22 protein-coding genes are annotated in these 26,882 nt (G+C 65.7%); 11 read left to right on the top strand and 11 right to left on the bottom strand.

The window, feature by feature from the left end:
• Positions 1-24: 24 nt before the first annotated feature.
• On the top strand, positions 25-1,668 hold the full coding sequence (locus ACFQX9_RS32275) for a lysine--tRNA ligase (RefSeq protein WP_018460039.1): 1,644 nt from the start codon (positions 25-27) through the stop codon (positions 1,666-1,668).
• A 171-nt stretch (positions 1,669-1,839) separates the two neighbouring features.
• Here the strand turns inward: ACFQX9_RS32275 and ACFQX9_RS32270 are convergent, their stop codons facing one another.
• On the bottom strand, positions 1,840-2,493 hold the full coding sequence (locus tag ACFQX9_RS32270) for a helix-turn-helix transcriptional regulator (protein WP_018460038.1): 654 nt from the start codon (positions 2,491-2,493) through the stop codon (positions 1,840-1,842).
• Between the two features lie 204 nt (positions 2,494-2,697).
• Here ACFQX9_RS32270 and ACFQX9_RS32265 point away from each other — a divergent pair, with 204 nt between their 5' ends.
• Positions 2,698-3,042, top strand: a complete 345-nt coding sequence (locus ACFQX9_RS32265) for a DUF952 domain-containing protein (RefSeq protein WP_018460037.1) — start codon at positions 2,698-2,700, stop codon at positions 3,040-3,042.
• Positions 3,039-4,136: a quinone-dependent dihydroorotate dehydrogenase gene (locus ACFQX9_RS32260; RefSeq protein WP_018460036.1), complete on the top strand. Its 1,098-nt coding sequence runs from the start codon at positions 3,039-3,041 to the stop codon at positions 4,134-4,136. Before ACFQX9_RS32265 ends, ACFQX9_RS32260 begins: the two co-directional genes overlap by 4 nt.
• Positions 4,137-4,268: 132 nt before the next feature.
• Here ACFQX9_RS32260 and ACFQX9_RS32255 read toward each other — a convergent pair whose 3' ends face one another.
• The 5 genes from ACFQX9_RS32255 to ACFQX9_RS32235 form a co-directional block, all read right to left on the bottom strand.
• Complete coding sequence (locus ACFQX9_RS32255; protein WP_204513193.1) at positions 4,269-5,594, bottom strand: MATE family efflux transporter; 1,326 nt, start codon at positions 5,592-5,594, stop codon at positions 4,269-4,271.
• Between the two features lies 1 nt (position 5,595).
• Complete coding sequence (locus ACFQX9_RS32250; RefSeq protein WP_377791522.1) at positions 5,596-6,330, bottom strand: MBL fold metallo-hydrolase; 735 nt, start codon at positions 6,328-6,330, stop codon at positions 5,596-5,598.
• 21 nt (positions 6,331-6,351) lie between these two features.
• The gene (locus ACFQX9_RS32245) at positions 6,352-6,654 is read right to left on the bottom strand and encodes a DUF6460 domain-containing protein (RefSeq protein ID WP_018460033.1); all 303 of its coding nucleotides are present in this window, start codon (positions 6,652-6,654) and stop codon (positions 6,352-6,354) included.
• A 119-nt stretch (positions 6,655-6,773) separates the two neighbouring features.
• Positions 6,774-8,432: an ATP-dependent DNA ligase gene (locus ACFQX9_RS32240; RefSeq protein ID WP_018460032.1), complete on the bottom strand. Its 1,659-nt coding sequence runs from the start codon at positions 8,430-8,432 to the stop codon at positions 6,774-6,776.
• Positions 8,429-9,466, bottom strand: coding sequence for a ligase-associated DNA damage response exonuclease (locus ACFQX9_RS32235; RefSeq protein ID WP_018460031.1), 1,038 nt, complete (start codon positions 9,464-9,466; stop codon positions 8,429-8,431). Before ACFQX9_RS32235 ends, ACFQX9_RS32240 begins: the two co-directional genes overlap by 4 nt.
• Before the next feature lie 65 nt (positions 9,467-9,531).
• Between ACFQX9_RS32235 and ACFQX9_RS32230 the strand changes: the two genes are divergently transcribed.
• The 4 genes from ACFQX9_RS32230 to pdeM all read left to right on the top strand — a co-directional run bounded on the left by ACFQX9_RS32230 (position 9,532) and on the right by pdeM (position 15,246).
• Entirely contained in the window at positions 9,532-10,458 is a 927-nt protein-coding gene (locus ACFQX9_RS32230; protein ID WP_018460030.1) for a methyltransferase domain-containing protein, read from the top strand.
• A 114-nt stretch (positions 10,459-10,572) separates the two neighbouring features.
• Entirely contained in the window at positions 10,573-11,802 is a 1,230-nt protein-coding gene (locus ACFQX9_RS32225; RefSeq protein ID WP_085384950.1) for an ABC transporter substrate-binding protein, read from the top strand.
• A 142-nt stretch (positions 11,803-11,944) separates the two neighbouring features.
• Entirely contained in the window at positions 11,945-14,521 is a 2,577-nt protein-coding gene (locus tag ACFQX9_RS32220; RefSeq protein WP_377791521.1) for a ligase-associated DNA damage response DEXH box helicase, read from the top strand.
• A 53-nt stretch (positions 14,522-14,574) separates the two neighbouring features.
• Positions 14,575-15,246, top strand: coding sequence for a ligase-associated DNA damage response endonuclease PdeM (gene pdeM / locus ACFQX9_RS32215; protein WP_018460027.1), 672 nt, complete (start codon positions 14,575-14,577; stop codon positions 15,244-15,246).
• Here pdeM and ACFQX9_RS32210 read toward each other — a convergent pair.
• Positions 15,243-16,106, bottom strand: a complete 864-nt coding sequence (locus tag ACFQX9_RS32210) for a LysR family transcriptional regulator (RefSeq protein ID WP_377791602.1) — start codon at positions 16,104-16,106, stop codon at positions 15,243-15,245. The genes pdeM and ACFQX9_RS32210 overlap by 4 nt on opposite strands.
• Before the next feature lie 99 nt (positions 16,107-16,205).
• On the opposite strand from ACFQX9_RS32210, the gene ACFQX9_RS32205 reads away from it, so the two are divergent.
• Both ACFQX9_RS32205 and ACFQX9_RS32200 read left to right on the top strand, forming a co-directional pair.
• On the top strand, positions 16,206-17,117 hold the full coding sequence (locus ACFQX9_RS32205; protein ID WP_377791520.1) for a DMT family transporter: 912 nt from the start codon (positions 16,206-16,208) through the stop codon (positions 17,115-17,117).
• Between the two features lie 12 nt (positions 17,118-17,129).
• A complete protein-coding gene (locus ACFQX9_RS32200; protein ID WP_377791519.1) occupies positions 17,130-17,906 on the top strand; it encodes an MBL fold metallo-hydrolase in 777 nt (258 codons plus the stop codon).
• A 143-nt stretch (positions 17,907-18,049) separates the two neighbouring features.
• Here the strand turns inward: ACFQX9_RS32200 and ACFQX9_RS32195 are convergent, their stop codons facing one another.
• From ACFQX9_RS32195 to ACFQX9_RS32180, 4 genes are all read right to left on the bottom strand, one after another.
• The gene (locus ACFQX9_RS32195) at positions 18,050-18,820 is read right to left on the bottom strand and encodes a TIGR02186 family protein (protein WP_018460023.1); all 771 of its coding nucleotides are present in this window, start codon (positions 18,818-18,820) and stop codon (positions 18,050-18,052) included.
• Entirely contained in the window at positions 18,817-19,734 is a 918-nt protein-coding gene (locus ACFQX9_RS32190) for a sulfite exporter TauE/SafE family protein (RefSeq protein ID WP_018460022.1), read from the bottom strand. The genes ACFQX9_RS32195 and ACFQX9_RS32190 overlap by 4 nt, the downstream gene beginning before the upstream one ends.
• Before the next feature lie 317 nt (positions 19,735-20,051).
• Positions 20,052-23,489 carry a hypothetical protein gene (locus ACFQX9_RS32185; protein ID WP_377791518.1) on the bottom strand — a complete coding sequence of 1,146 codons (3,438 nt, stop codon included), beginning with the start codon at positions 23,487-23,489 and terminating at the stop codon, positions 20,052-20,054.
• Between the two features lie 360 nt (positions 23,490-23,849).
• On the bottom strand, positions 23,850-24,440 hold the full coding sequence (locus ACFQX9_RS32180) for a PadR family transcriptional regulator (RefSeq protein ID WP_018460020.1): 591 nt from the start codon (positions 24,438-24,440) through the stop codon (positions 23,850-23,852).
• 200 nt (positions 24,441-24,640) lie between these two features.
• Between ACFQX9_RS32180 and ACFQX9_RS32175 the strand changes: the two genes are divergently transcribed.
• Both ACFQX9_RS32175 and ACFQX9_RS32170 read left to right on the top strand, forming a co-directional pair.
• Positions 24,641-25,027, top strand: a complete 387-nt coding sequence (locus ACFQX9_RS32175; protein ID WP_018460019.1) for a nuclear transport factor 2 family protein — start codon at positions 24,641-24,643, stop codon at positions 25,025-25,027.
• Positions 25,028-25,065: 38 nt separating this feature from the next.
• Positions 25,066-26,856, top strand: coding sequence for an acyl-CoA dehydrogenase C-terminal domain-containing protein (locus ACFQX9_RS32170; protein WP_377791517.1), 1,791 nt, complete (start codon positions 25,066-25,068; stop codon positions 26,854-26,856).
• Positions 26,857-26,882: the final 26 nt, after the last annotated feature.

Here is a 26,882-nt window from a genome sequence, read left to right as displayed (position 1 = left end):
TTCCGCGGCCCGGAGGCCCCTTAGATGTCTGTTATCGATCTTGCCGCGAATCCGAGCGATCTGCGTGCGCTCGCCGAACAATCCAACGCCTGGCCGTTCGAGCAGGCGAAGGCCATTGTCGCGCGGCTGAAGAAAAGCCCGAAGGACGAGGTGCTGTTCGAGACCGGCTACGGGCCATCAGGCCTGCCGCATATCGGCACCTTCGGCGAGGTCGCGCGCACCTCGATGGTGCGGCACGCTTTTCATGTGCTGACCGAGAACAAGATCAAGACCCGCCTGCTCGCGTTCTCCGACGACATGGACGGGTTTCGGAAAGTGCCCGACAACGTCCCCAACAAGGAGATGCTGGCCGCGCATCTCGGCAAGCCGCTGACGCGGGTGCCGGATCCGTTCTCCAACGAATACCCGTCGTTCGGGCACCACAACAATGCGCGGCTGCGCGCCTTCCTCGATCATTTCGGCTTCGACTACGAATTCGCGAGCTCGACCGACTATTACACGTCCGGCCGTTTCGACGCGACGCTGCTCAAAATGCTCGCGGCCTACGACAAGGTGATGGCGATCATCCTGCCGACGCTCGGTCCCGACCGCCGCGCGACCTATTCGCCGTTCCTCCCCATCAGCAAGACCACGGGTGTCGTGCTGCAGGTGCCGATGATCCGCCGCGACGTTGCGGCCGGCACGGTGACCTACCTCGATCCCGATACCAACCAGGAAGTCGAGACGCCGGTCACCGGCGGCAACGTCAAGTGCCAATGGAAGGCCGATTGGGCGATGCGCTGGGTCGCGCTCGGCGTCGATTACGAGATGGCCGGCAAGGACCTGATCGACTCGGTCAAACTCTCCGGCGCGATCGCCAGGGCGCTCGGCGCCACGCCGCCGGAGGGCTTCAACTACGAGCTCTTCCTCGATGACAAGGGCCAGAAGATCTCGAAGTCGAAGGGCAATGGGCTGACCATCGACGAATGGCTGCGCTACGCCTCGCCGGAATCGCTGTCGCTGTTCATGTATCGCGAGCCTAAGGCGGCCAAGCGGCTGTATTTCGACGTCATCCCGCGCAATGTCGACGACTACCAGCAGTTCATCGACGGCTTTGCGAAGCAGGACGCCAGGCAGCAGCTCGGCAATCCGGTCTGGCATGTCCACAATGGCCATCCGCCGAAGTTCGACATGCCCGTCACGTTCCAGCTCCTGCTGACGCTGGTGTCGTCGTCGAATGCGGAGAATGCCGAGACACTGTGGGGTTTCATTGGTCGCTACCGACCCGGTGTGAGCCCGCAGACGCATCCCAAGCTCGACGCGATGGTCGGCTATGCCATCAACTATTATCGCGACTTCGTCGCGCCGACGAAGACGTTCCGCGAACCGACCGAGACCGAGCGCGCGGCGCTGCAGGATTTGCGGGATGCATTATCGCAGCTTCCGCAGGACGCCTCGGCCGAGGACATCCAGAACGTCGTCTACGAGATCGGCCGCCGCGAGCCGTTCCTCGACCAGGTCAAGAAGGGCAAGGACGGCCGTCCGGGCGTGACGCTCGACTGGTTCAACATGCTCTACCAGGTGCTGCTCGGCCAGGAAAAGGGCCCGCGCTTCGGCTCCTTTGTCGCGGTGTATGGCGTGCAGAACGCGGTCAACATGATCGACGGCGCGCTGGCGCGGAGTGCGTGAGGGCTACGGAACTGAGTTGTAGGCGCGACCTATCTCCCCGATTCGTCCTGGCGAAAGCCAGGACCCATAGCCACCGCCGGATGTGGTTACGGAGACTCGGAGTGGCCAATTGGTGCCACAACTTCTCCCGGGGTAATGGGTCCTGGCTTTCGCCAGGACGACACCGAGGCCTCACTGGCTTGCCCACACGATCCGCGCGATCCACACCACCTCGCTCGCCGCCATCCTGCGTTCGGCCTGCGTCGCATCGAGCGGCTGCAAATCCAGAGCCTTTGCGGTGCGGCGCTTCAGCGTCGCCACCGTCAGCTCGCCCGCGTTGGTCTTCACCACCACGCGATCGCCTTTGTGGATCGGCGCGCCGGGCGCGACCAGGATGATGTCGCCGTCGCGATAGGCGGGCGCAAGCGCTTCGCCGGACATCTGCAGCGCGAAGCTATGGTTGCCCTCGAAGGCGGGAAGGGCAAATTCGGTCCAGCCCTTGCCGACGGGAAAGCCGGACTCGTCGAAGGCGCCGCTCGCGCCCGCCAGCGCGAAGCCGAGCAGCGGCACCGAACGGCCGCCGCCTGCCTCGTCGCCGACCAGCCTGGCAAAAATGTCGATCGACGAATCTGCCGCCGCCAGCGCTTTCGCGATCGATTCGGTCGAGGGCCAGCGCTCGCGGCCGTCGGAGGTAACGCGCTTGGACTTGTTGAAGGTGGTGGGATCGAGCCCGGCGCGCTTGGCGAGGCCGGACGGCGACAGGCCGGCACGCGCCGCCAGCCGATCCAGCGCGCCCCAGATCTGGTCGTGGGTGAGCATCCTCTGCGCTTTGGCCTGCCTGACCATGGAAGGTCCAGCCCGTCGCAACTCAGGAAAACTATCCTCAAATCAATCGGTTTTCCGTTTTCGGTGCAAGAGGCGGCGTCTAAGTCTTGAGTTCGGCAGGGGTGGCCTTTACGGTCCCGCCCGGGATTTAACGACCCACGAGAGACGAAAATCCCCAGGAGACTCAAAGAGCTGTCTCCCCGGGCAAACAGGGCTGCGTAAGCGGTGGTCAAGATCTACAAAATCTGTCCGGCCTCGGCCTGGCGCGAGGCGGAACGGCAGGGCGTTTATCGCGGCAGCGCGGACGATTCGCGCGACGGATTCATCCATTTCTCGACCGCCGCCCAGGTTCCCGAGACCCTGCAGAAGCATTATGTCGGGCAGCGCGCGCTGTTCCTGGTCGAGGTCGACGGCGATGCGCTCGGCAGCGCGTTGCGCTGGGAGCGCTCGCGCAATGAGGAGCTGTTTCCGCATCTCTATGGCGAGCTCGATCTCGGCGCGGTGATGGCTGTGATGAACCTCAACACGCGCTCCGACGGCGGCCACGATGTTCCGGAGCTTGCCCCGTGATCCGCGCTTTCGACGCTCTCTCGCTGCCGGTGCTGCGTTGGCTCGATCCGGAGGATGCGCATCGCCTCGCGATCCAGGGCCTGCGCTTCCTGCCGCCGGGCAAGCCGCACGCTGACGATCCCAAGCTTGCGGTGCGTGCGTTCGGGCTCAACTTCCCCAATCCGATCGGCATGGCCGCGGGCTTCGACAAGAGCGCCGAAGTGCCGGATGCGCTGCTGCGGCTCGGCTTCGGCTTCGTCGAGATCGGCTCGGTGACGCCGAAGCCGCAAAGCGGCAATCCGCGACCGCGGCTGTTTCGTCTGGAGCGCGACGAGGCCGTGATCAACCGCATGGGCTTCAACAATGACGGCGCGGAGACAGCCCTGCGCCGGCTTGCGGCGCGCGCGCAGCACGGCGGCATCGTCGGCGTCAATGTCGGCGCCAACAAGGATTCGCCCGATCGGGTCAATGATTACGTCAAGCTGATCGAGACCTTTGCGCCGGTCGCGAGCTATTTCACCGTCAACGTCTCCTCGCCGAACACGCCGGGCCTGCGCAATCTGCAGGAAGGCGCGCTGCTCGACGATCTCCTCGCCAGGGTGATCGACGCGCGCCAGCGGGTGCGCGAGAGCGCCGGCGACACGCCGGTGCTGCTCAAGATCGCGCCGGATTTGAGCCTCGCCCAGCTCGACGACGTCGTGCAGGTCGCGCGCTCGCGCCGGGTCGATGGCATGATCGTATCGAACACCACGATCGCGCGGCCGAGTACGCTGCGCGAGGAGATGCGCGCCAAGGAGCAGGGCGGCCTGTCCGGCCGGCCGCTGTTCCGGCTGTCGACGCGGATGGTCGCGGAGACCTATGTGCGCGTCGAGGGCGCATTCCCCCTGATCGGTGTCGGGGGGGTGGACTCGGGCGGCGCCGCGCTGACGAAGATCCGCGCCGGCGCGAGCCTGATCCAGCTCTATTCGTCGCTGGTCTACAAGGGCCTCGGCATCGTCGACGAGATCAAGCGTGACCTCGCCTCGACCCTATTGCGGACGGGGCGGGATTCTCTCTCCGAGATCGTCGGCTCCGACGCCGCCACGCTGACGGCGGAAGACTGGCCGGGGATGTAGGCGGTCTCGTGCCCCGAGCGCAGCGCAGCACGTTAGTGATGCGCTGCTGAACCGGGGCCCACGCTCGCGGCATTCTGGGTCCCGGCTCCGCGCAGCAGCGTTTCACCCTGCAGCGTGTCCGGGACACGAGAGCTACGACCTCGAAAACGTCTTCCTGTACAGCGCCGGATAGCGCGCGGCCTGCAAGCCGCCGCGCGAGACGTAGGAGGCGATCAGCGCGCTCCACAGCCCGGCATTGCCGAACGATTGCAGCGCCCACCATGTGGCGAGGAAGATCGCGAGCGAGGCCAGCATCAGATTGCGCATCTCACGCGCCCAGGTCGCGCCGATATAGATGCCGTCGAAGCCGAAGGCGAACACGCCGGGAATCGGCGCGAGCACGACGAACGGCAGGAATTCCCGCGCGCCGCGACGGACGCTTTCGCTCGCCGTCATGAAATCGATTAAGTTCGGCCCGAATACCGCGAATAGCGCGGACACGACCAGCGCGAAGCCGAGCCCCCATAGCAGCACCAGCCGGGTCGAATCAGCAAATCCCCTGGCGTCGCGTGCGCCGAGCGTACGGCCGCAAAGCTGCTGGGCTGCGTTCGCTAGACCATCGAGAAAGAAGGCGCTGACCAGCAGAAAATTGTTGAGCACGGAATTCGCGGCCAGCGTGACGTCGCCGGCCCGCGCGCCCTTGGCGGTGAAGAACAAGAACACGGCGATCAGCGCCGCGGTACGGATCAGGATGTCGGAATTCACGGCCAGCAGCCGCATCAGCTTGGCCCGGTCGAACAGCTCTGCGTACGGCACCGCGAACCCACCGTCCGCATAGCGGCGGCAGACGATCATGCCGAGGCCGAATCCGGCCGCTTCAGACAGCAGCGCTGCGATCGCAGCACCTGCGATGCCGGTGTCGTAGACCAGCACCAGCAGGATCGTCGCCGCCGCGTTGACGAGATTGATGATGATTTGGAGCGCGAGCGCCGGGTTGGCGCGAGCCTGGCCGACCAGCCAGCCCAGGATAACATAATTGACGAGCGCCAGCGGCGCCGACCAGATCCGGATCACGAAGTAGGTTTTCGCCGCGCGCGTGACGCCTTCGCTGCCGCCCATCAGGTCGAACAGCACGGTGGCCAGCGGCAGTTGCAGCGCGATCAGTGCTACGCCGATCAAGCCGGCGACGATGAAGCCGCGCACCAGGATCGCGGTCAGCTCGCGCGTCTCGCCGGCGCCGAGCGCCTGCGCCGTGAAGGCGAGCGTGCTCATGCGCAGGAAACCGAACAGCCAGAACAGGCAATCGAAGATGACGGACGCGATGGCGACGCCGCCGAGCAGCGCGGCGTCGTCCAGCCGTCCGATCGCGGTGGTCGAGACCACGCCGATCAGTGGCGTGGTGAGGTTGGCGACCATCGCCGGGCCTGCGATGGCGAAGACCTGACGGGAACCGATCTTCAAGTGAACGGGTGCGTGCATGTCAGAACACGAGCACCATGCCGTCTTCGGCGGCGAGATGAGCGATGTCGTCGAGGCGCGACAGCACGTCTTCGCTCATATGGGTGAGCACGAGGCGTTTTGCGCCGATTTCGGGAAGGTGCTGTTCCAAGGTCGTCAGGCTGAGGTGATTCTTGACCACCTTCTCGTACATATAGGCTTCGGCGATGAAAAGGTCGGCGCCATGCGCCAGCGGAATGAGCGTCTCCGTCCATTCGGTATCGGCGCTGTAGGCCAGCGTGCGACCCTCGGCTTCGACGCGATAAGCGAGGAACGGTCCACCGGATTCGCCGTGCACGACGGGATAGGGCGTCACCGTCACCGCGCCGAAGCTTTGGCTCTGCTCGGGCGCGAGCTCGACGACGGACAGCTCGAAGCGCTGTTTCGTCTTCGAGGAGTGCTCGAACAGAGCCTCCTTCACCTCACGCAGCCGCGTCTCGATGCCTTTGGGGCCGGCGATCGTGAGCGGCCGCGTCCGCCGCGAGAATTGTGCGTCGAGCAGGACAAACGGCAGCCCGGCAAAATGGTCGCCGTGGAAATGCGTGATCAGGATGAGATCGATCTCATTGCGGTCGATCTCCAGCCGCTTCAGTGCCGGCAAAGCCGACGCGCCGCAATCGATCAGGAAGTTGGCTTCGCGCCCCGAGACGTGGAAGCAGGTATTGAGCCTGCCGCCGGATCCGAAGGCGTCGCCGCAGCCGACAAAGCGCAATTGCATCGGCCGCCAGCTCCAAATCCTTTACCTGCGTGGCGCGCCGAAAACGCGCATCAGCAGCCAGATCGGAATCACGATGACAGCGCCGAGCAGGAAGTAGCGCCACAGCCAGTTCACGGTATCGAAGCCGAGATCCCACAAACGCTGGAACAGAAGACGAATGCTTAAGATGATATTCCAGGGGTCGAAGCCGATCGCCGCCAGCACGACGCCGACGAGGATCGAGAGCAGCACCAGGCGAAACGCGACCGCCAGCGGCGAGCCGCCGAGAAAGCGGTGCAGGCCGTCACTGCGGCCGGCCGGCAAATCTCTGACGTCGTGGGCCATCTCAAACTCCTCAGGGGATTCGACCTATCATAGGGCAAGGCGGGGACATGGGGAACCTGTGAGGGGGCGTCAATCGGCTTACGGGATTTTAATTCGGGCAAGCACACGCCCGGGGCTTCTTAAGCCTCAACCTCGGCCGCCTCCGCTTTCAGCATCTTTTCCAGCGTTTCCAGCCGGTCGGCCTCCCGCGGCGGCTTGTCCCAGCGCAGCCGGCTGATGCGGGGAAAGCGCATCGCGACGCCGGATTTGTGCCGTGGTGAGCGCTGCAGCCCCTCGAAGGCGACCTCCAGCACCAGCCCCTTGTCTGGCTCGTGCACGACGTGGCGGACGGGGCCGAATTTTTCGGTGGTATTGCGACGCACGAAGCGGTCGATCTGGAGCAGCTCCTCGTCCGTGAAGCCGAAATAGGCTTTTCCGACCGGCACCAGTTCGTCACTGCCCGGCCCTGCGGTCCAAACGCCGAAGGTGTAGTCGGAATAGTAGGACGAGCGCTTGCCGTGGCCGCGCTGCGCATACATCAGCACGGCGTCGATGATGTGCGGATCGCGCTTCCATTTCCACCATTGTCCCTTCGGCCGCCCCGGCAGATAGGGTGCGTCGCGCCGCTTCAGCATCACGCCTTCGACGGCGTCCGCGTCCTCGCCCGCACCAGCGCTGGCGGGATCGGCGCGTGCTGCGGTCAGCGCCTCCCAGCTTGCGAAGGCGACGGTGGGCGACAGATCGATGCGGGGATCGTCGAGCTTACCGATGAAGGTCTCCAGCCGTTCGCGCCGCTCCGCGAAAGGCAGCTCGCGCAAATCGTTCTCGTCGTCGCCGAGCAGATCGTAGGCGCGCAGATGAATCGGAAATTCCTTGATCAGCTTCGGAGACACGACCTTGCGGTTGAGCCGCTGCTGCAGAAAATTGAAACTTTGCACGCGCCCTTCGCGCAGGATCAGAAGCTCGCCGTCGATGGCGCCGGGCAGCCGCAGCGACGGCACGAGGTCCGGAAAGCTCCCGGTGATGTCCTCGCCGGTGCGCGAATAGAGCCGAGCGGTGATGTGGCCGTGCTCGTCGCGGCCGGCCACCGCCTGCACGCGGATGCCGTCCCATTTCCATTCGGCGATGTAGTCGGCGGGATCGAGTGCAGCGAAATCGGTGTCCTCGATCGCATGCGCCAGCATGACAGGACGGAACGGCGCGGGATCGCGATTGACTGGCTTGTCGCCGCGGCCTTCCAGCCAGGCGAACAGGTCGAGATAAGGCGGCGCGAGACCGGGCCAGATCAGCTCGACCTCATGCGGGTCCTTGTCGCCGAGCGCGGCGGCCGCGGTCTTTGCCAGGCGCGCGGAGATGCCGATGCGCAACGCGCCGGTGACGAGCTTCAACAGCGCCCAGCGGCCGGTCTCATCCAATTCGTCGAGCCAGCGCTCGAGCTGCTTCGGCAGCTCGGTCTTGCCGAGGGTGCGCAGGGTGGTGACGACCTCGGTGAGGGTTGGGGGAGGTGGGTTGTTGTGGACACCCACGGCCTTCGGCCACATCAGCGCGATTGTCTCGGAGAGATCGCCTACATAGTCCCAGGATAGGCCGAACAAGACCGGGTCAGTTCGCTGGGCGATAAGATCGCGCAGCAGAGAAGGTTTTGCGTGCTTGAAACTCAGCGCACCGGTCAGCGCGGCCAGCGCGTAGCCGCGATCGGGATCGGCGACCTCGCGAAAATAACTCGTGATCAGCCGCAGCTTGTTGTTGCGGCCGGGTTCGTAGGCGAGGCGGTCGAGAAGTTCGGCGAAGCGGTTCATGCTTCGGCCTCGTCAGCGAGCGGCGTCTCGGTCTCCTCCTCGTCGCCATAGCCGACGAGATCGAGCGGCCGCGACCGCAAACCCTTGCTTTGGCACCAATGCACCAGCGCGTCTTCCTGGCCATGGGTAACCCAGATCTCGCCGGCACCGGTCGCGGCGATCGTGGCGGTGAGGCCGTCCCAATCGGCGTGATCCGAGATCACCAGCGGCAGCTCGATGCCGCGTTGCCGCGCGCGGGCGCGCACCCGCATCCAGCCAGAGGCGAATGCCGTGACGGGATCGGGAAACCGGCGGGTCCAGAGATCGGATGTTGCAGAGGGCGGCGCCAGCGTGATGGTGCCGGCGAGCGCCGCCTTCTTGACGCCCTTCGCCGGCCGCAACTCGCCGAGCTCGATTCCGCGGCTCTGATAGTAATGCGTGATCTTCTCCATCGCGCCATGCAGATAGATCGGCGCGTCGTAACCCGCTTGGCGCAGCAGCGCGATCACGCGCTGCGCCTTGCCAAGCGAATAGGCGCCGACGAGATGCGCGCGCTCCGGAAATAGCGCCACCGACGCCAGCAGCTTCTTGACCTCGTCGGCCGCATCGCCATGGCGAAACACCGGCAGGCCGAACGTTGCCTCGGTGATGAAGACGTCGCAGCGTACGAGCTCGAACGGCGTGCAGGTCGGGTCGGGCGCATCCTTGTAGTCGCCGGAGGCGACGATGCAGGTGTCCTTGCAGGTGACCGCGACCTGCGCCGAACCGAGCACATGGCCGGCCGGGTGAAACTTCGCGCTGACGTCGCCGAGCCGGATCTCCTCGCCATAGTGGATTGCTTGGGTGGAGCCGGCAAAATTCTCGCCATAGCGCAGCCGCATCATGTCCAGCGTTTCCTGCGTCGCCAGCACCGCGCCGTGGCCGGCGCGGGCATGGTCGGAATGGCCGTGGGTGATCACGGCCCGCTCGACCGGCCGGACGGGGTCGATATGGAAGCCGCCCGGCTTACAGCATAGGCCGGCGGCAACTGGCAGCAGGATGTCTTGCGGACGCATGCCTGTTATATAGGTCGCGACCCCGCATCTTCGAGTCATCACCGCTTCGTTCCCTGGTTCCCACAATGCCCCTGCGCTTGTTCCTGACCTCCGGCGATCTCATGGCCGACCGCCGCTTCGAGTTCGCGCGCGACCTCCAGCTCAAGGGCGATCTGGCGGCCGCCGCCGACCTGCTGGAGCAGACCATCGAGATTGCGCCGAATTTCACCTCGGCCTGGTTCACGCTCGGCGAAATCCGCGCGCAACTCGGCGAGCGCGACAAGGCCATTGCGGCCTTTCGCAAATCGCGCGAGTCCGACCCGAGCGATCAGCATGGCGCTCATCTGCATCTGATACGCCTCGGCGATGCGCAATTGTCCGAGATGCCCAAGGCCTATGTGCAGGCCTTGTTCGATCAATACGCCCCGCGCTTCGAGCACGTGCTGATCAACGATCTCGGCTATCGCGCGCCGTCGCTGATCTTCAAGGCGGTGGTGGCTGCCCGCGTCGCCGCGAAGAAGCCCGCCCTGTTCAAGCGCGCCATCGATCTCGGCTGCGGTACGGGGCTCGCGGCCGCCGCCTTCGCCAAACAGGTCGACCAGTTCATCGGCATCGATCTGTCGCCCGGCATGGTCAAGGAGGCGCGAGCCACCGGCCTCTATGCCGAGCTCGAAGTCGCCGACATGATCGAAGGCCTGCGCAGCAGGAGCGAGGCGAGCGCAAACCTCGTCGTCGCTGCCGATGCGTTCGTCTATCTCCCCGATCTCGCACCGGTGCTCGGCGAAGCCAGGCGCGTGCTCGCGCCCGGCGGCGTGCTTGCGTTCACGCTGGAGACCCATGACGGCAGCGGCATCGTTCTCGGCGAAGGCCTGCGCTATGCCCATTCGGCGGAATATGTGCGCGATGCGATGGCGAAGGCCGGCCTCAAGCTCCTCACATTGGAGCAGGCCTCGCCACGCACCGAGAACAACGAACCGGTGGGCGGCCTCGTCGTGGTCGCCGAGAAAACTTGAGTTTAGGCGCTATAAGCGGCGCTTTAAGCGTCATTGCGTCGCAAAGCCGCGACTTCCCACTTGCGAGCCGTGCGGCGATGCCAGCACAATGCGCGCACCAGGGAGAAACAAACAATGACCAGGAATCCATCGCGGCGCGATTTCAGCGCCGCCGCGCTCGCGACCATCGCGGCCTCCACCTTGCCCGCGCCCTATGTCTGGGCCGCGGAGAAGAAATACGATTCCGGCGCCAGCGACACCGAGATCAAGATCGGGCAGACCGTGCCGCATTCCGGCCCCGGCTCGCTCTACGGCGTGCTCGGGCGCGTCGGCGAGGCCTATTTCCAGATGCTGAACGAAAAGGGCGGCATCAACGGACGCAAGGTCAAATTCCTCACCATGGATGATGCCTACAGCGCGCCGAAATGCGTCGAGGCGACGCGGCGCCTGGTCGAGCAGGAGGAGGTGCTCGCGCTCTACGGCTCGCTCGGCACCGCGCCGCAGACCGCCGTGCACAAATACCTCAACTCGAAGGGCGTGCCGCAGTTGCTGCTCAACACCGGCGCGTCGAAGTGGAATAACCCGAAAGAGTTCAAATGGACGATGGCGGGCTTGCCGCTCTATCCGACCGAGGCGCGGATCCTGGCGCGGCACGTCGTCAGCGTGAAGCCGAACGCGAAGGTCGGCATCCTGTACCAGAACGACGATTTCGGCCGCGACTTCCTCGGCCCCTTCAAGAAGGTTCTGGAAGACGCCGGCGGCACCGCCAAGGTGATCATGGAGCAGACCTACGATCTGACCGATCCGACGGTCGATTCCCAGCTCATCAACCTCTCGAAGTCGGGTGCGGACGTCTTCTACAACATCTCCACCGGCAAGGCCTCGTCGCAGTCGATCCGGAAAGTAGCCGAACTCGGCTGGAAGCCGCTGCAGCTGCTGTCGGCCGGCTCGACCGGCCGCTCCATCCTCAATGCCGCGGGCCTCGAGAACGCCGCCGGCATCGTCGCCATCCGCTACAACAAGGAAGTCGGCCTGCCCAAATGGGAGAAGGACCCCGACGTCATGGCGTTCGAGGAGCTGCGCAAGAAGTACACGCCGGCGATCGATCAAGACAACACCATCGCCTTCGCCGGCTACGGCCAGGCCGTCACCATGGGCGAGATCCTGCGCCGCTGCGGCGACGAGCTCACCCGCGCCAACGTGCTGAAGCAGGCTTCCAACCTCAAAGGCTTCCACTCGCCTTATTTCCTCGACGGCGTCACCTACGACTACACGCCTGACGATTACACGCCGATGAAGACGCTCTTCATCTCCACCTTCACCGGCAAGGACTGGGACATCTCCGACAAGCCGATGTCGGAGTAGGGGCTCTCCGCGAATGCGTGGAGCGTTGAATGGGCGGTAGCTTCACGCTCGTCATGCCCGGGACAAGCCCGGCCATGACGCCTGTCGGCGCGTCCTGCCCACCCCCTCGACGAACCCGTCCCCACGGCTTACCTGTGATGCCGTGCCGCCCCGCATCCGCAAAATCCCGGCCGAGCCTGCCGCGCTGTTGCCCGACCGCTTCAAGGCGTGGTTCGCGGCCCGCGGCTGGTCGCCGCGCGCGCATCAATTGGCGCTGCTGGAAAAGGCGCGCGAGGACCGATCCGCATTGCTGATCGCGCCCACCGGCGCCGGCAAGACGCTGGCGGGATTCCTGCCGACGCTGGTGGAGCTGAGCTCCGCGCCCAAAGCTTCGGCGAAATCGGTGATCTCCACCGGCCGCAGTCTGCAACGCACCGGCGGCCTGCACACGCTCTACATCTCGCCGCTCAAGGCGCTCGCGGTCGATATCGCGCGCAACCTCGAGCGTCCCGTCGCCGAGATGGCGCTGCCGATCAAAATCGAGACCCGCACCGGCGACACCCCAACGTCGCGGCGGCAGCGGCAGCGGCGCTATCCGCCGGACATTTTGCTGACGACTCCGGAGCAGCTTGCGCTGCTGCTGTCCTCCGATGATGCGCCGTTTCTGTTTTCCTCCTTGAAGCGCATCGTGCTCGACGAGCTGCATGCGCTGGTGACGTCCAAGCGCGGTGATCTGCTCTCCCTTGGGCTCGCGCGGCTGTGGCGATTGGCGCCGCAGATGCGCGCCATCGGCCTGTCGGCGACCGTGGCCGAGCCTGAATCGCTGGCGCGCTTCCTGGTGCCGCAGCCCGGCGGCAAGGAAGCGGCGGCCGACATCGTCCTTGCCGGCGGCGCCGCACCGCCGCTGGTCGAGATGATGGACACGCGCGAACGCCTGCCCTGGGCCGGCCACAGCGCGCGCCATGCGCTTCCCGAGATCTACGAGCTGATCAAGGCGAACAAGACCACGCTGGTCTTCGTCAATACCCGCAGCCAGGCCGAGATGCTGTTCCAGAACCTCTGGAGCATGAACGACGACAATCTTGCCATCGCGCTGCATCACGGCTCGCTCGACGTCGCCCAGCGCCGCAAGGTCGAGGACGCCATGTCAGCGGGCAGATTGCGCGGCGTGGTCTGTACCTCCTCGCTCGATCTCGGCGTCGACTGGGGCGACGTCGATCTCGTCGTCAATATCGGCGCGCCCAAGGGCTCCTCGCGCCTGATGCAGCGCATCGGCCGCGCCAACCACCGGCTCGACGAAGCCTCGCGCGCGGTGCTGGTGCCCGCGAACCGATTCGAGGTGCTGGAGTGCCGCGTCGCGATCGACGCCATCGCGGAGAATGCGCAGGACACGCCGCCGCTGCGCCTGGGTGCGCTCGATGTGCTGGCCCAGCACGTGCTCGGCTGCGCCTCCGGCGAGCCGTTTTTCTCCGACGAGCTTTACGGTGAGGTGCGCACCGCCGCGCCCTACGCCGATCTCACGCGGCAGGACTTCGACGACGTGGTCGATTTCGTCGCCTCCGGCGGCTACGCGCTGAAGACCTATGAGCGTTTCGCGCGTATCAAGCAGGACAAGGAGGGACGCTGGCGCGTCGCCAATCCCAGGGTGCGGCAGAGCTACCGCATGAATGTCGGCACCATCGTCGAGGACGACATGCTGAAGGTGCGGCTGGTGCGCTCGCGCGGCGGAGGTCAAGGAAAAGCAGGCGGGTCGACCGGCGTGATCGCGCGCGGCGGCAGGCTGCTCGGCGAGATCGAGGAAGCCTTCATCGAGGGTCTCAGCCCGGGCGACACCTTCGTGTTCTCAGGCGAGGTGGTGCGCTACGAAACCCTGGTCGAAGACCAGGTCTATGTCTCGCGCGCCAACGACAAGGACCCGAAAGTGCCGTCCTATATGGGCGGCAAGTTTCCGCTCTCGACCTATCTTGCCGAACGGGTTCGCCGCCTGCTCGATGACGGGCGCGCGTGGGGCGCCTTGCCGGAGCAGGTGCGCGACTGGCTGTCGCTGCAAAAGGACGTCTCGCGCGTTCCGGCGGTGCGCGAGCTGCTGGTCGAGAGTTTTCCCCGCGCCAACAAGCATTACATCGTCTGCTATCCCTTCGAAGGCCGTCTCGCGCATCAGACGCTCGGCATGCTCTTGACGCGCCGGCTGGAGCGCGCCCGCGCCCGGCCGCTCGGTTTCGTCGCCAACGAATATGCGATCGCGGTCTGGGCGCTCGGCGACATGTCCTCCATGATCCGGGACGGCAGGATCGACCTCGACGCGCTGTTCGATCCCGACATGCTCGGCGACGACCTCGAAGCGTGGCTTGCCGAATCCGCGCTGATGAAGCGCACGTTCCGCAATTGCGCGATCATCTCCGGCCTGATTGCGCGGCGGCACACCGGTGAGGAGAAGAGCCGCCGTCAGGTGCTGTTCTCGACCGATCTCGTTTACGACGTCCTGCGCAAGCACCAGGCCGATCACGTGCTGTTGCGCGCCGCCCGCGCCGATGCCGCCACTGGCCTGCTCGATCTGCGCCGCCTCAGCGACATGCTCACCCGCATCCGGGGCCGCATCACGCATCGGGAACTCGACCACGTCTCCCCGCTCGCCGTCCCCGTGATGCTGGAAATCGGCCGCGAGTCAGTCTATGGCGAAGCTGGAGACGAGCTCCTGGCGGAGGCCGCCGACGAGCTCGTCAAAGAAGCGATGGGATAACAGCAGGTTTTGACGTGGGGGCAGGCGCGCTGGTTTCAGGGGATATCGAGGACATGCGCGTTTCGAATGTCAGCATCAGCAGCGTGACCTTCGCGGCCGATCTCTCCGGCGCGCTATTCTGGGAAGAGCAGCGCCTGCTCGTCGTCTCCGACCTGCATCTGGAAAAAGGTTCCAGCTTCGCCATGCGCGGCGTGCTGCTGCCGCCTTACGACACCATCGCGACGCTCAGTCGTCTCGCTGCTGTCATCTCCCGCCATGATCCCCGAATCGTCATCGCGCTCGGCGACAGTTTTCACGATCGCACGGCGCATGGACGGCTGTCGGCGGAGGATCGCGACGCGGTCGCCGCCTTGCAGGCTGGCCGCGACTGGATCTGGATCTCAGGCAATCACGATCCGGCGCTGCCGCGTGATCTCGGCGGCACCGTCGCCGACGAAGTTGCGATCGGTCCGATCACCTTCCGCCACGAGCCGACGGGCGCGAGCGGCGAGATCGCCGGCCATCTGCATCCCAAGGCGCGTGTCTCCGCGCGCGGCCGCTCGATGGAGCGCCGCTGTTTCGCCTGTGACGGCGAGCGTGCCGTGATGCCCGCCTTCGGCGCCTACGCCGGCGGCCTCAGCATCCGCGATGTGGCGTTTGCAAAGATCTTTCCAATGAACGGTTTTGTCGCGCACCTGCTCGGCGACCGCCGCGTCCACGCGATCGCCGCGTCACGGTGCAGCTAAGCCGCTTTCGTCTGCACGTCGTCGCAGAACTCCGCCAGCCGATCTGCCAGCCGCAACGTCGCGGGACTTGCGCCCGGCGCGGCCATCAGCGCCACTTCGGTCCGGTTGATCGGCGCAAAGCCGTCCTTCGCGGTCAGCACGCGGTGGTCGGACTGGATCGCCATCTCCGACAGGATGCTCAAGCCCATGCCGGCCGCAACGGCGGCCTGGATGCCGGCCAGGCTCGATGACGTATAGGACATGTGCCAAATGCGGCCCGCGCTTTCCAGCGCGTGGATAGCGCCGGCGCGGTAGAGGCAACCGAGCGGAAAGCCGATCAACGGCACGGAGGCCACATCGGCGTGGATCGGATGGCTCTTGCTGGTGACCCAGTGCACCTGCTCGGGCCACACCGCAATCGCGCCCTTCGCGCCGGCCTCGCGCTTGAACAGCGCCAGATCGAGTTCGCCGCGATCGAGGTCGCGCGACAGGTTCTTGCTCTGGTCGGCGCGCACATCGAGCCGTAGGCCCGGATGCGAGCGCGAGAAGGCGCCAAGCAGCTTCGCCAGCCGATACGCCGCGAAATCCTCGGGGATGCCGAGCCGGATCGCGCCTTCGCCGTCAGGCTGGCGCAGCACGTCGCGCGCCTCTTCCGCAAGCGACAACAGCCGCCGCGCATAGGACAGCAATCGTTCGCCGGCTTCGGTTGGACGCACGTCCTTCCCGTCACGATGCAGCAGAACCTGGCCGACATCCTCCTCCAGCCGCTTGATCTGCTGGCTGACGGTCGATTGCGTCCGATGGACGCGCTCGCCGGCGCGGGTGAAGCCGCCGGCATCGACCACCGACACGAAGCTGCGCAGGAGCTCCAGATCGAGCATGGCTGCTTCCATTCGAAAATCCACTGGCTGGAAGTTAATCATTTAATTTCCAAATGACAAGCCGGCTCCCTAGATCGAGGGCTCAGGAGAATGCCCCTCATGTCGCTCGCCCCTTCGCTTGCCGTTCCGCGCAGCCGCTTCAACACGCTGCCGCTGGCCATCGGCCTGTTCTGCCTGCTCTGGAGCTACGCCTTCGTCGCCGGCAAGATCGGCGTGACCCATTGCCCGCCGCTGATCCTGCTCGCCGCGCGCTTCTCGCTCGCCGGCATCTTGATCCTCGGTGCCACGCTGGTCCGCGGCGACGACTGGTCGCTGTCCTGGCGCGATGCCGCGATCTTTGCCGTGCTCGGCGTCGCCAACAACGCGCTCTATCTCGGCCTCGGCTACACCGGGCTGCAATCGGTCTCCGCCGGCCTCGGCGGCCTGATCGTGTCGGCCAATCCGGTGTTCACGGCGGGCCTCGCCGCGCTGCTGCTCGGCGAAGGCATGACCTGGCGCAAGGCGAGCGGCCTCCTGCTCGGCATCACCGGCGTGACCTTGATCGTCTGGCACCGCCTGTCGGTCGGCACCGACTCGCTGCACGGCATCGTGTTCACGCTGGCCTCGCTCGCCTCTCTCGTTGCCGGCACCATTTTGTTCAAGCTGCTCGCGCCGAAGGGCTCGCTGTGGGTCGGCAATGGCGTGCAGAATCTTGCTGCCGGCATCGTGCTGACGCCGGTGGCGCTCACCTTCGCCGACGTTCATGCCATCGACTTCACGCCGGGCCTGATCGGCGCCTTCGCCTTCCTCGTGCTCGGCGGCTCGATCCTGGCGTACTGGCTCTGGTTTCATCTCTTGAAAGTGTGTGGCGCGACGGCTGCCAGTGCCTATCATTTCCTGATGCCGCCGCTCGGCATGCTGTTTGCGTATCTCGTGCTCGGCGAGCATGTGGAGGCGCGCGATCTGCTCGGAATCATTCCGGTCGCACTCGGCATCTACCTGGTGACGCGGCCCGCCAAATCCGTCTCGTAAGAGGAGTCCATCATGCCCATTTCCATCACCCTGATCGGCGGTCCCACTGCGCTGATCGAGATCGATGGCTTCCGTTTGCTCACCGATCCGACCTTCGATGACGCGCACACCGCCTATCAGCTGCCGCATGTGAAGCTGGAGAAGACGATCGGCCCTGCGCTCAAGGCCGATGCGATCGGCCCGATCGATGCCGTGCTGCTCAGCCACGACCAGCATTCGGACAATCTCGACAATTCCGGCCGCGACTTTCTCAAACATGTGAAGCGCGTGCTGACCACCGAGGCCGGCGCGCTGCGCCTCGGCGGGCATGTCGAAGGTTTGGCGCCGTGGGGCACGGCGCATCTGAAAGATCGTGACGGCAACTCGCTGACGATTACTGCGACCCCGGCGCGTCACGGGCCGGCCGGCATCGAGCCGCTGTCAGGCGACGTCATCGGCTTCGTGGTGTCGTCGAGCCGGACCGACACCACATCGGTCTACATCAGCGGCGACACCACCTGGTTCGACGGCGTCGCCGAGGTCGCGCGCCGTTTCAAATGCGGCGTGGTGATGCCTTTCGCCGGCGCCGCGCAAACGCGCGGGCCGTTCCATCTGACCATGGACACCAACGACACCATCGAGACCGCGCGCGCCTTCCCCGATGCGATGATCGTGCCGGTTCATACGGAGGGTTGGGCGCATTTCCGCCAGAACAGCGAGGATCTGCGCAAGACCTTCGACGTGCTCGGCTTCGGGACGCGGCTGCGATTGCTCGAGCCCGGCGTGCCGACGGTGGTGCAGGCGCCGTAGCCCCGACTGTCATGCCCCGGCTTGACCGGGCATCCAGTACGCCGCGGCGGTAATTGTGAGAGCGAGTCGCCTAACGCAGGCCTCTGGAATACTGGGTCGCCCGGTCGAGCCGGGCGACGACGAGAGGAGAGAGCGTAGTCTCCTCAATCCTTCCGAAACACGATCGAGGCCATCCATCCCGTCATCAGCGCCATCGCCGCCGTAACCAGCCCGTAGATCAGGCCGTTCTGCCGCGCCGTGGTCGCGACGAACTGCTCGAAGCCGACCTTGACGATCTCGAACGCGGTCTCGGTCTTGCCGATGAACGCGCCGTCGGCAAACAGCTTGATCTCCACCTCATAGGTGCCGATCGGCACCTCCGCCGGCAGTGGAATGCCGGTGCGGAACAGGGTCGGTGTCAGGAACGTCACCGCGCTCGGATCCTCGCGGTAGAGACCGCGCTGGGTGCGCAGGCGGATGAAGGCGGAGCGGAACACGTCGTTCGGCACCACATCGGCATAGTCGCCGCTGACACGCTGGGTCAGCAGCACGTTGTTAAGCCCGATCTGCTGGCGCCGCGCGATCTCGGGCGAGGTGATGACATCGAAGGAGCGGTTGGCAAATAGCGCGAGATAGCTCGGCACCTCCAGGAACTGGCGGTAGTCGGTGTTGATCCAGATCCCGAAGGTGCGCTCCTTGCGCCGCGTCACCATCTCGGCGCGCGGGCCCATCACGGTGACGACGAGATCGTAGCTCTTGCGATCGGCGGGCGTGGAGGCGTCCTTCTCGACCGAGCCGAACAGCACCAGCTCCTCGCCGGAATAATTCGGCGTCACCGTGACGCGATGGTTGGAGACCGACACGATCAGCCGCTCGGCGCGTGCGACGGAGCCGAGCAGCAGAACGAGCAGGACCGCGAGAGCTGTGCGCATCATCCGTTCACCCCCAGCTCGCGGATGGTGAAGAGGTCTTCGGGCCGGATCACCAGCTCGATGGCGAAGCGAACGCCGACCGAGAGGATCAAGAGGCCGAGCAGCAGCCGCAGCTGCTCGCCGCGGATCTTCTGACCGGCGCGTGCGCCGAACTGCGCGCCGGTGACACCGCCGACCATCAGGATCAGCGCCAGCACCGCGTCGACGAGGTGATTGGTCACCGCATGCAGCAGGGTCGCAAACAGCATCGTGACCAGCGTCAGGACCATCGAGGTGCCGATCACCGTCGAGGTCGGCACCCGCAGCAGATAGATCATGATCGGCACCAGGATGAAGCCGCCGCCGATGCCCATGATGGCGCCGATGAAGCCGATCAGGACGCCGATGATCACGACCGGAATGACCGAGAGGTATATCTTGGAACGCTTGAACCGCATCTTCAGCGGCAGGCCATGGATCCAGTTGTGGGTGCGTCGTGGCGGCACCGCGCCGCGCCGGGTCCGCATTAGGGCGCGCAGTCCTTCGGAGAACATCAGGCTGCCGACGGTGGTGAGCAGCACGACGTAGGACAGTGCGATCATCAGATCGAGCTGGCCGAGCGCACGCAGCTGCGTGAAGGTCCACACGCCCAGCGCCGTCCCGGTCACGCCGCCGCATAACAGCACGCTTGCCAGCGCCGGGTCGATCGCGCGTCGCCGCCAATAGGCGAGCGCGCCGGAAAAGGACGAGGCGGCGATGTGGCTCGCGACGGAGGCGACCGCGACCGCCGGCGTGATGCCGATGAAGATCAAAAGCGGCGTCATCAGGAAGCCGCCGCCGATCCCGAACATGCCGGAGACGAAGCCGACCGCCGCGCCCATCGCTAGCACGAGGAAGACATTGACCGGAAGATCGGCGATCGGGAGATAGAGCTGCATCGAGAGACCACGCTTCCCGCGAGACGGATCGATTGCGCGGAATGCTCGCAGGAGGGCAGAACGATTGCCGCGCCCTTCAATAGCGGAATTCGGTGGCCGGCGGGACCAGGAATTTCGGGCGTGGTGAATGGGCTTAGAGAGATCAGATCACGGCTCGCAGCGAACCGAGCATTCCGCCACCTTCTCCGCCGTCATGCCCCGGCTTGACCGGGGCATCCACTACGCCGCAGCTTCTCCGTATCCAACCGACGCCTCTGGAATACTGGGTCGCCCGGTCAAGCCGGGCGACGACAAGAGGAGAAAGCGTACTAAACCGATTAATGCACAGCCGAGGCCGCGCGCTTGGCGGCAACCGGCTTCGGCGCAGGCTTCGCGTTGGCCTGCGGGGCGCTGTCCCAGCCGCCGTTCGGGGCCGCAACATTGACGGCGTCGTCGGGCTGCGGTTCGGCGCTGAAGGTCTGGATCGCGAGCTTGGCGGCGGCGAGCGATTGCGGGTCGAGCCGCTTGGCGACGTCGTCGCGCTTGCCGGCCGCGTCCGCATCGCCCTGGGCGGCGGCGAGCGTGAACCATTTATAGGACTCGGCGAGGTTCTGCTCGACCCCGATGCCGCGGGCATAGAGGATGCCGAGGTTGAACTGGCTGTCGGCGACGCCGCGGTCGGCGGCCTTCCGGAACCACAGTGCCGCGCTCTTGTAATTGGCTCCGCGTCCGCCGCCATCGGCGTCGAGCACCGCGAGATTGTGCATCGCCTTGGCGTTGCCGCGCTCGGCCGCCTGCGTGTAGTAGCGGCGGGCGATGTCGGCGTCCTTCTTCACGCCAAGGCCCTTTTCGTAGAGTGTCCCGAGGCGGAAGGTTGCGGGCACGACGCCGGCCTGCGCCGCACGGTCGTACCATTTGGCGGCTTCGTCGTAATTCGCGGCCACGCCCTTGCCCTCGGCAAAGCGCACGCCGATCTCGTAGGCCGCGGTCGCATCGCCCTTCATCGCGGCGGTGCGCAAGCCGGGGCCACCGATGCCGTCAGGCAGCTTTTCGCTCGGCGGCACCTGGATCATCGCGAGTTTCGCGCGGCTCGTGCCCGACAGCGCGCCGGTGACGTCGCTCGACGCCGCAGGCGGGGTTGGCGCCGCGGTTTGCGGGATTTCGACCGTAGCGGTGCCGCTCGGGCTCGTCACGGACCCCGGCGCGGCATTGTTCTGCGACTGCTTTCCGATCGGCGTCGGCGAGGTCATCGAGGGCGTGACCTGCTCTGGCGCGGCGGGCTTGTTCTCAATGGACGGCAGGGCTCGCGGCGCGGGCTCGCTCGACGTATTCTCCATCGCCTGCGGCGCTGGCGACGAGCTGCTGCCATCGAGCAGGTTCATCGCCATCTTGAAGGTGCCGAGCACGATCACGACCACGCTCGCGCCGACCAGCAGCGAGCGGATCTTCGAGGTGATGGTCGACCCGCCTTCCTGGCCCTTGTCCTTGGCGCGGCCGGCAGACGCCTTGGCGGCCCGGCCGGTTTTCTCGGGTGGCTGCGCGGCGGCGGCTTGCGCTGCGCGGCGCGCGGCAGCGATGAAGCTCGACGACGACACCGGCTCCTTGGGCGCGGCCGGGATTTCGCTGATTGCGCTTTCGGACGCAGCGATGCGCTCGGACGGCGTGGCGACGCGGCCACCCGGCCTTGTGCCCGGCTCGAGCGGATGATCCGGCGGCAGTTCGGGCGCAAGCGCGGCGCGCGTGGGCGCGGTATGCGGCTCCAGGATTTCGCTGATCGCGCGTGGCGGAACCGGCGGTGCCATCGGCATCGGCGGCGGCGCCGCCGGCGCGGCGGCTTGGAATTCGCGCGGCGCGGCGGCGAAGGCGGCGTGCGCCGCCTGCGCGGCGGCTGGATTGGGCAGCTCGGGCTTCGGATCGTATTTCGGGTGCTGCTGTTGCTGCGGCCGCGGCTCGTGCGCCATCGGCGCGGGCGCCATGGGAGCGGCCATCGGCATCGGCATCGGCTGCGCCGCAGGGGCGGGCGGCGCGGTGCGCACATTGCGAAGATCGCCCTCGATCATCGAGAGACGATCGACGACGTGGCCAAGGGCGTTGTGGACGGCCTCCAGCGAATCCTGGGTGGTCCGGTTGGTCTCGGCCTGGCTGAAGCGGATGTCGGAGAGCTCGCGCTTGACGAGATCGACCATGCCGGAATCGGCGGGCGGCGCGGAGTTGCGGCTCTCCGCCAGCGCGGAATAGGTCGCCTGCTGCCGCTCCAGGTGGCGCAGGATGTCGTGCAGCCCGTCCTCGACGCGGCTGAAATTTCCGTTGCGCGGATCGGAGGCGGCCTCGAGCCGCTCCAGCAGATACGAGACCCGCTGTTCAAGATGAGCGAAGGTCGAAGCCGAGTCGTTGCCGACCTGCATGCGATCGAAACGGTCGGACAGGGCGCGGATCGCGCTTTCGAGCTGCTCGCTGCTCTCGGGTGGTTGAGGGCGCTCGCGCGTTTCCAGAGCGGCGGTGAGCGCCGCGATGCGCTGTTCCAGCACCGCAAAACTGTCGCCTTGGCCGGACGCACGGGTGACCTGGTCGACCTTGGACGACAGCAGCTGCACGTCGTCCGAGAGCCGTGCCAGCGCTTCGTTGGAGGCAACGTTGGAGACGATGCCACGCAGCGCCGAGATCGCGCCTTCGAGCTGGCGGACCGTGGAAGGATCGTCATTGGCGCGCAGGATCAGATCGAGCTTGGCGCCGAGATTGCGGATCGCCTCGTCATAGCCGGTGAGCTGCTCGGCCGGCGTCAGCGTGCGGAGCACCTGCTTGATCTCGGACAGCGCGTGCTCGATGCCGGACAGGACCTGACCGTCGGTGCCGTTGGAGCGGGTCTCGTCGATGCGCCGATGCAGCGAGCGGATCTCGTTCTCGATCGATTCGATCGCGCGGCGCGGCATCGCCTCGGTGATGGCGTTGCGGATCTCCGCAAGCTCGCTGCGGAAAGTGTTGATCGCCTGCTCGGTATTGTCAGGGCGCTGCAGCGATTCGATCTGGCTCGTGATCTTGAGCAGATGGCGCTCAAGCGCAGAGAAATCCGGCCCCGGCTGGGGTGGCGGCGGAGCATAGGCAGGCGCGGGCGGCGCCATCGGGGGCGCGTAAGGAGCTGCCGCGGGCGCGATCGGCGGCGCGGCGCGCGGCGGCATCTGCCTGGGCGTAAAGCCGTCGAGCTCGCTCTGCCGTGCGGTGATCTCGGCCACCGCGACGTCGAACGAAGCGGGGCTCAGGGGCGGTGAGTTGCGATAGACCTGTGCGGCCGCGCGCTCGACCGCATCAGCCTGGCGCTGGCGCGTTTCAACGGGGGCCTGTCGCGGTGCCGGAGCCTGCTGCGGCTTTGAGATTTGCGACAGCCTTGCATCGAGCCGCGAGATCGCGTCGTTGAGCTGGCGCGCAACGCCCTGCTCGCGCGAAACGTCTTGTCGCGGAGTATCTTGTCGCGAAGGATCTTGCCGCGGCGCGGGCTTGGAAATCCGCTCGATCTGCTGGGTGATGGCGTCGAGCCGCTGGTGGATGTCGGCAACTTCGCGGCTTTCCTGGCTCGGTACTTGAGTCGGTACCTGGCTCGGGACGTTCTGGGCTTGCGGGCGCTGGTCGTAAAGTCCGCGAAAGTTTGGCGGGGCGGTCTCGCCGAGCGTGGAGTTCAGCCAATCGTTGAGTGACATGCCGGCGCGACGCGCAGCAGCTTCGGCCCGCTCCCGGACGGATGGATCGATGCCGTCAACACTCCACGATACGCGCGAATTCATGACTCTGTCCGGTTCCGACTCCGGCGCCCCATCCGGCGCCTCCAGTCTTCCCTCGCGTGCCGGTTGCAAAGACAATCGGATTTGGCGCGGGTCGTCTGCCTCGAAAACCGACTTTTGTCTGTTACGGTAAATAACGGGTTAAGGAACCCGTTGACGGTGTCTTAAAGTTGGGCGGCGGGGTGCGACACCCACCGCTGTCATGCCCCGCGAAAGCGGGGCATCCAGTACCCGCAGCCTCTCGATTCCAGCCGCGCAGCCTCTGGAATACTGGATCGCCCGCCCCCGTGCGCAATTGCGCACAAGGCGGGCGATGACAGCGGAATAATACGCAACGGCACGTCATGGCGTCTGGCCAGCCCCTCAGCCCTTGCCCTCGCGCTTGCCATCCTCCAGCGGCACCACGGTGCCGCTTGCGCTCATCGCCGACAGGGCCTCGAGCGCCTCTTCGCAGAAATCGGCCACCATCTGCTCGTGCCGGGCGCCGAGCTGAAGCAGCAGCAGGTTACCGAGGTCGAGCACGCCGGACGCCGCCCCTTCCGGGAAGCGCTTCTTCAGGATGCGCTCGTAGTTCTCGTGGCGATCGCGGTGGTGCTCGAGCCGGGCCATCAGGTCGGTGCGCATGGGCTCGAGGCCGATGCTGTCGAGCGCATGCAACCGCACCAGGAGATCGTCCTTGATGGAAGGGGGCGTGCTTGGCCGCGCGGCCCAGTGCCGCAGCGCTGTTCGGCCCTCCGGAGTCAGCGTATAGATCAGTTTATTGGGTTTGCCGGTTTGCACGACCTCGCGGCCCTGGATGTAGCCGCGGTCGCGCAGCTTGGAGAGCTCGCGGTAGATCTGCTGGTGGTCGGCCTTCCAGAAGAAGCCGATCGAGGAATCGAATGTCTTGGCGAGCTCGTAGCCCGTCATCGGACGTTCCGTCAGGCAAGCGAGGATTGCGTCGCCCAAAGCCATGACCCGGTCCTCCTGTTGTCGATCTTAACCAATTGGCTTGACTTTATGCGCATCGGCGCATATGCGTCAATGTGCATATGAGGCGACCCGATAACGAGGGCAAAAACCGCCCCGAAAACCCCAATGGAATCAACCTTCGCGCTACTGTGCATGGGGTTGTTTTCGCGTTTTTTGCCCGAGCCTTTTAGGGAGGCACCTGAATGACCGGCCTCGAGTCCTGGTACGGCTACATGAAGTCGCATGACCGGGCAGCGCTCTGGGACCTGCTCCATCCCGACGCCGTCTTCGAAAGCCCTGTCGTGCACGCGCCGCAGCGCGGCCGCGACATCACCTTCAAATATCTGGCCAGCGCCGAGAAGGTGCTTGGCGGTCCCGGCTTCAGCTATGTCGGTGAATGGAAGAGTGAGAGCGGCGCCGTGCTCGAATTCAAGACCATGATCGACGGCATCGAGATCAACGGCGTCGACATCATCAGCTTCGACGGCGAGGGGCGCATCACGCATTTCAAGGTGATGGTGCGGCCGCTGAAGGCGATCAACATGCTGCATCGCCTGATGGCGGAACAGCTTGCCGCCACTCAATCCTAAGCCAATACCGTCACTTCAAGGCCTGCCGGGAGACCACCATGCCGATCTACAAAGCCCCCGTCGAAGACGTGAACTTCCTGCTCAACGACGTCTTCCAGATCGACCGCTACGACAATCTGACCGGCTTCTCCGACGCGTCGAGCGACGTGCGCGAAGCCATTCTCGGCGAAGCTGCCAAGCTCGCCGAAGAAGTGCTGCAGCCGCTCAATCGCGTGGGCGATCTCGAAGGCTGCAAGCGCGCCGATGACGGTAGCGTCACCACGCCGACGGGATTCAAGGAGGCGTTCAAGCAGGTCGCCGAGGGCGGCTGGCTCGGCCTGTCGGCACCAACCGAGTTCGGCGGCCAGGGTCTGCCGGTGACGCTGAGCCAGGCGGTCAACGAATTCCAGATCTCCGCCAACATGGCGTTCTCGATGTATGGCGGCCTCACCATGGGCGCGACCGCGGCGCTGATCGTCCACGGCACGCCGGAGCAGAAGCAGACCTACGTGCCGAAGATGGTGGCGGGCGAGTGGACCGGCACCATGAACCTGACCGAGCCGCATTGCGGCACCGATCTCGGCATGCTCCGCACCAAGGCGGTGCGGCAGGCCGACGGCAGCTTCAAGATCACGGGCACCAAGATCTTCATCTCGGCCGGCGAGCATGACCTCGCGCCCAACATCATCCACCTCGTGCTTGCCCGCATTGAGGGCGCGCCCGCCGGCATCAAGGGCGTGTCGCTGTTCGTGGTGCCGAAATTCCTGGTCAATGCCGATGGTTCGGTGGGGCAGCGCAACGGCGTGGTCTGCGGCTCGATCGAGCACAAGATGGGCATTCACGGCAATTCCACCTGCGTGATGAACTACGACAACGCCACCGGCTGGCTGATCGGCGAAGAGAACAAGGGCATGCAGGGCATGTTCGTGATGATGAACGAGGCCCGCCTCGGCGTCGCCGTGCAGGGTCTCGCGCAGTCGGAAGTGGCCTATCAGAACGCGGTCGCCTATGCCCGGGATCGCATCCAGGGCCGCTCGCTCACCGGCGCCAAGGCGCCGGACAAGCCGGCCGATCCGATCATCGTCCATCCCGACGTGCGTCGCACGCTGCTGTCGATCCGCGCCTTCAACGAGGCCGCGCGCGCCTTCGTGATGTGGACCGCGCTGAAGAGCGACGTCGCCCATCGCTCCGAGGATCCCAAGGACCGCCAGGCCGCCGACGATCACATGGGCCTGATGACCCCGGTTCTGAAGGGCTTTCTCACCGATTACGGCTTCGCCAACGCGGTGCAGGCGCAGCAGATGTATGGCGGCCACGGCTACATCGCCGAGCAGGGCATGGAGCAGTTCGTGCGCGATGCGCGCATCGCCATGATCTACGAAGGCGCCAACGGCATCCAGGCGCTCGACCTCGTCGGCCGCAAGCTGCCGCGCGACGGCGGCCGCGCCATCATGGCGTTCTTCGGCGAGGTCATGGCCTTCGCCAAGGAGAACGGCGGCGACGAGGCGATGAAGCCCTACATCACTCCGCTCTCGGCCTCGCTCGGCCATCTCCAGCAGGCCACCACCTGGCTGATGCAGAACGCGATGGCCAAGCCCGACAATGCCGGTGCCGCCGCAACCGATTACCTCAATCTCTTCGGCTTCGTCGCGCTCGGCTATATGTGGGCGAAGATGGCGAAGGTGACGCAAGCCAAGATTGCCGAGAGCGGGACGACGCCCTATCTCTCGACCAAGCTCGTTACCGGCCGTTTTTTCATGGAGCGGATGCTGCCGGAGACCGCCGCCAATCTCGCGCGCATCCAGGCCGGCTGCGCCACCATCATGGAACTGCCGGCGGAAGCGTTCTGAAGCCGCTTTCGCTGCGACCGGATCAC

Origin of the sequence: Bradyrhizobium sp. GCM10028915 (genome assembly GCF_042666195.1) — a bacterium.
GTDB lineage: Bacteria > Pseudomonadota > Alphaproteobacteria > Rhizobiales > Xanthobacteraceae > Bradyrhizobium > Bradyrhizobium canariense_D.
Note: the sequence above shows the minus strand (reverse complement) of the source record. Positions and strands in the feature narration are given on the sequence as shown.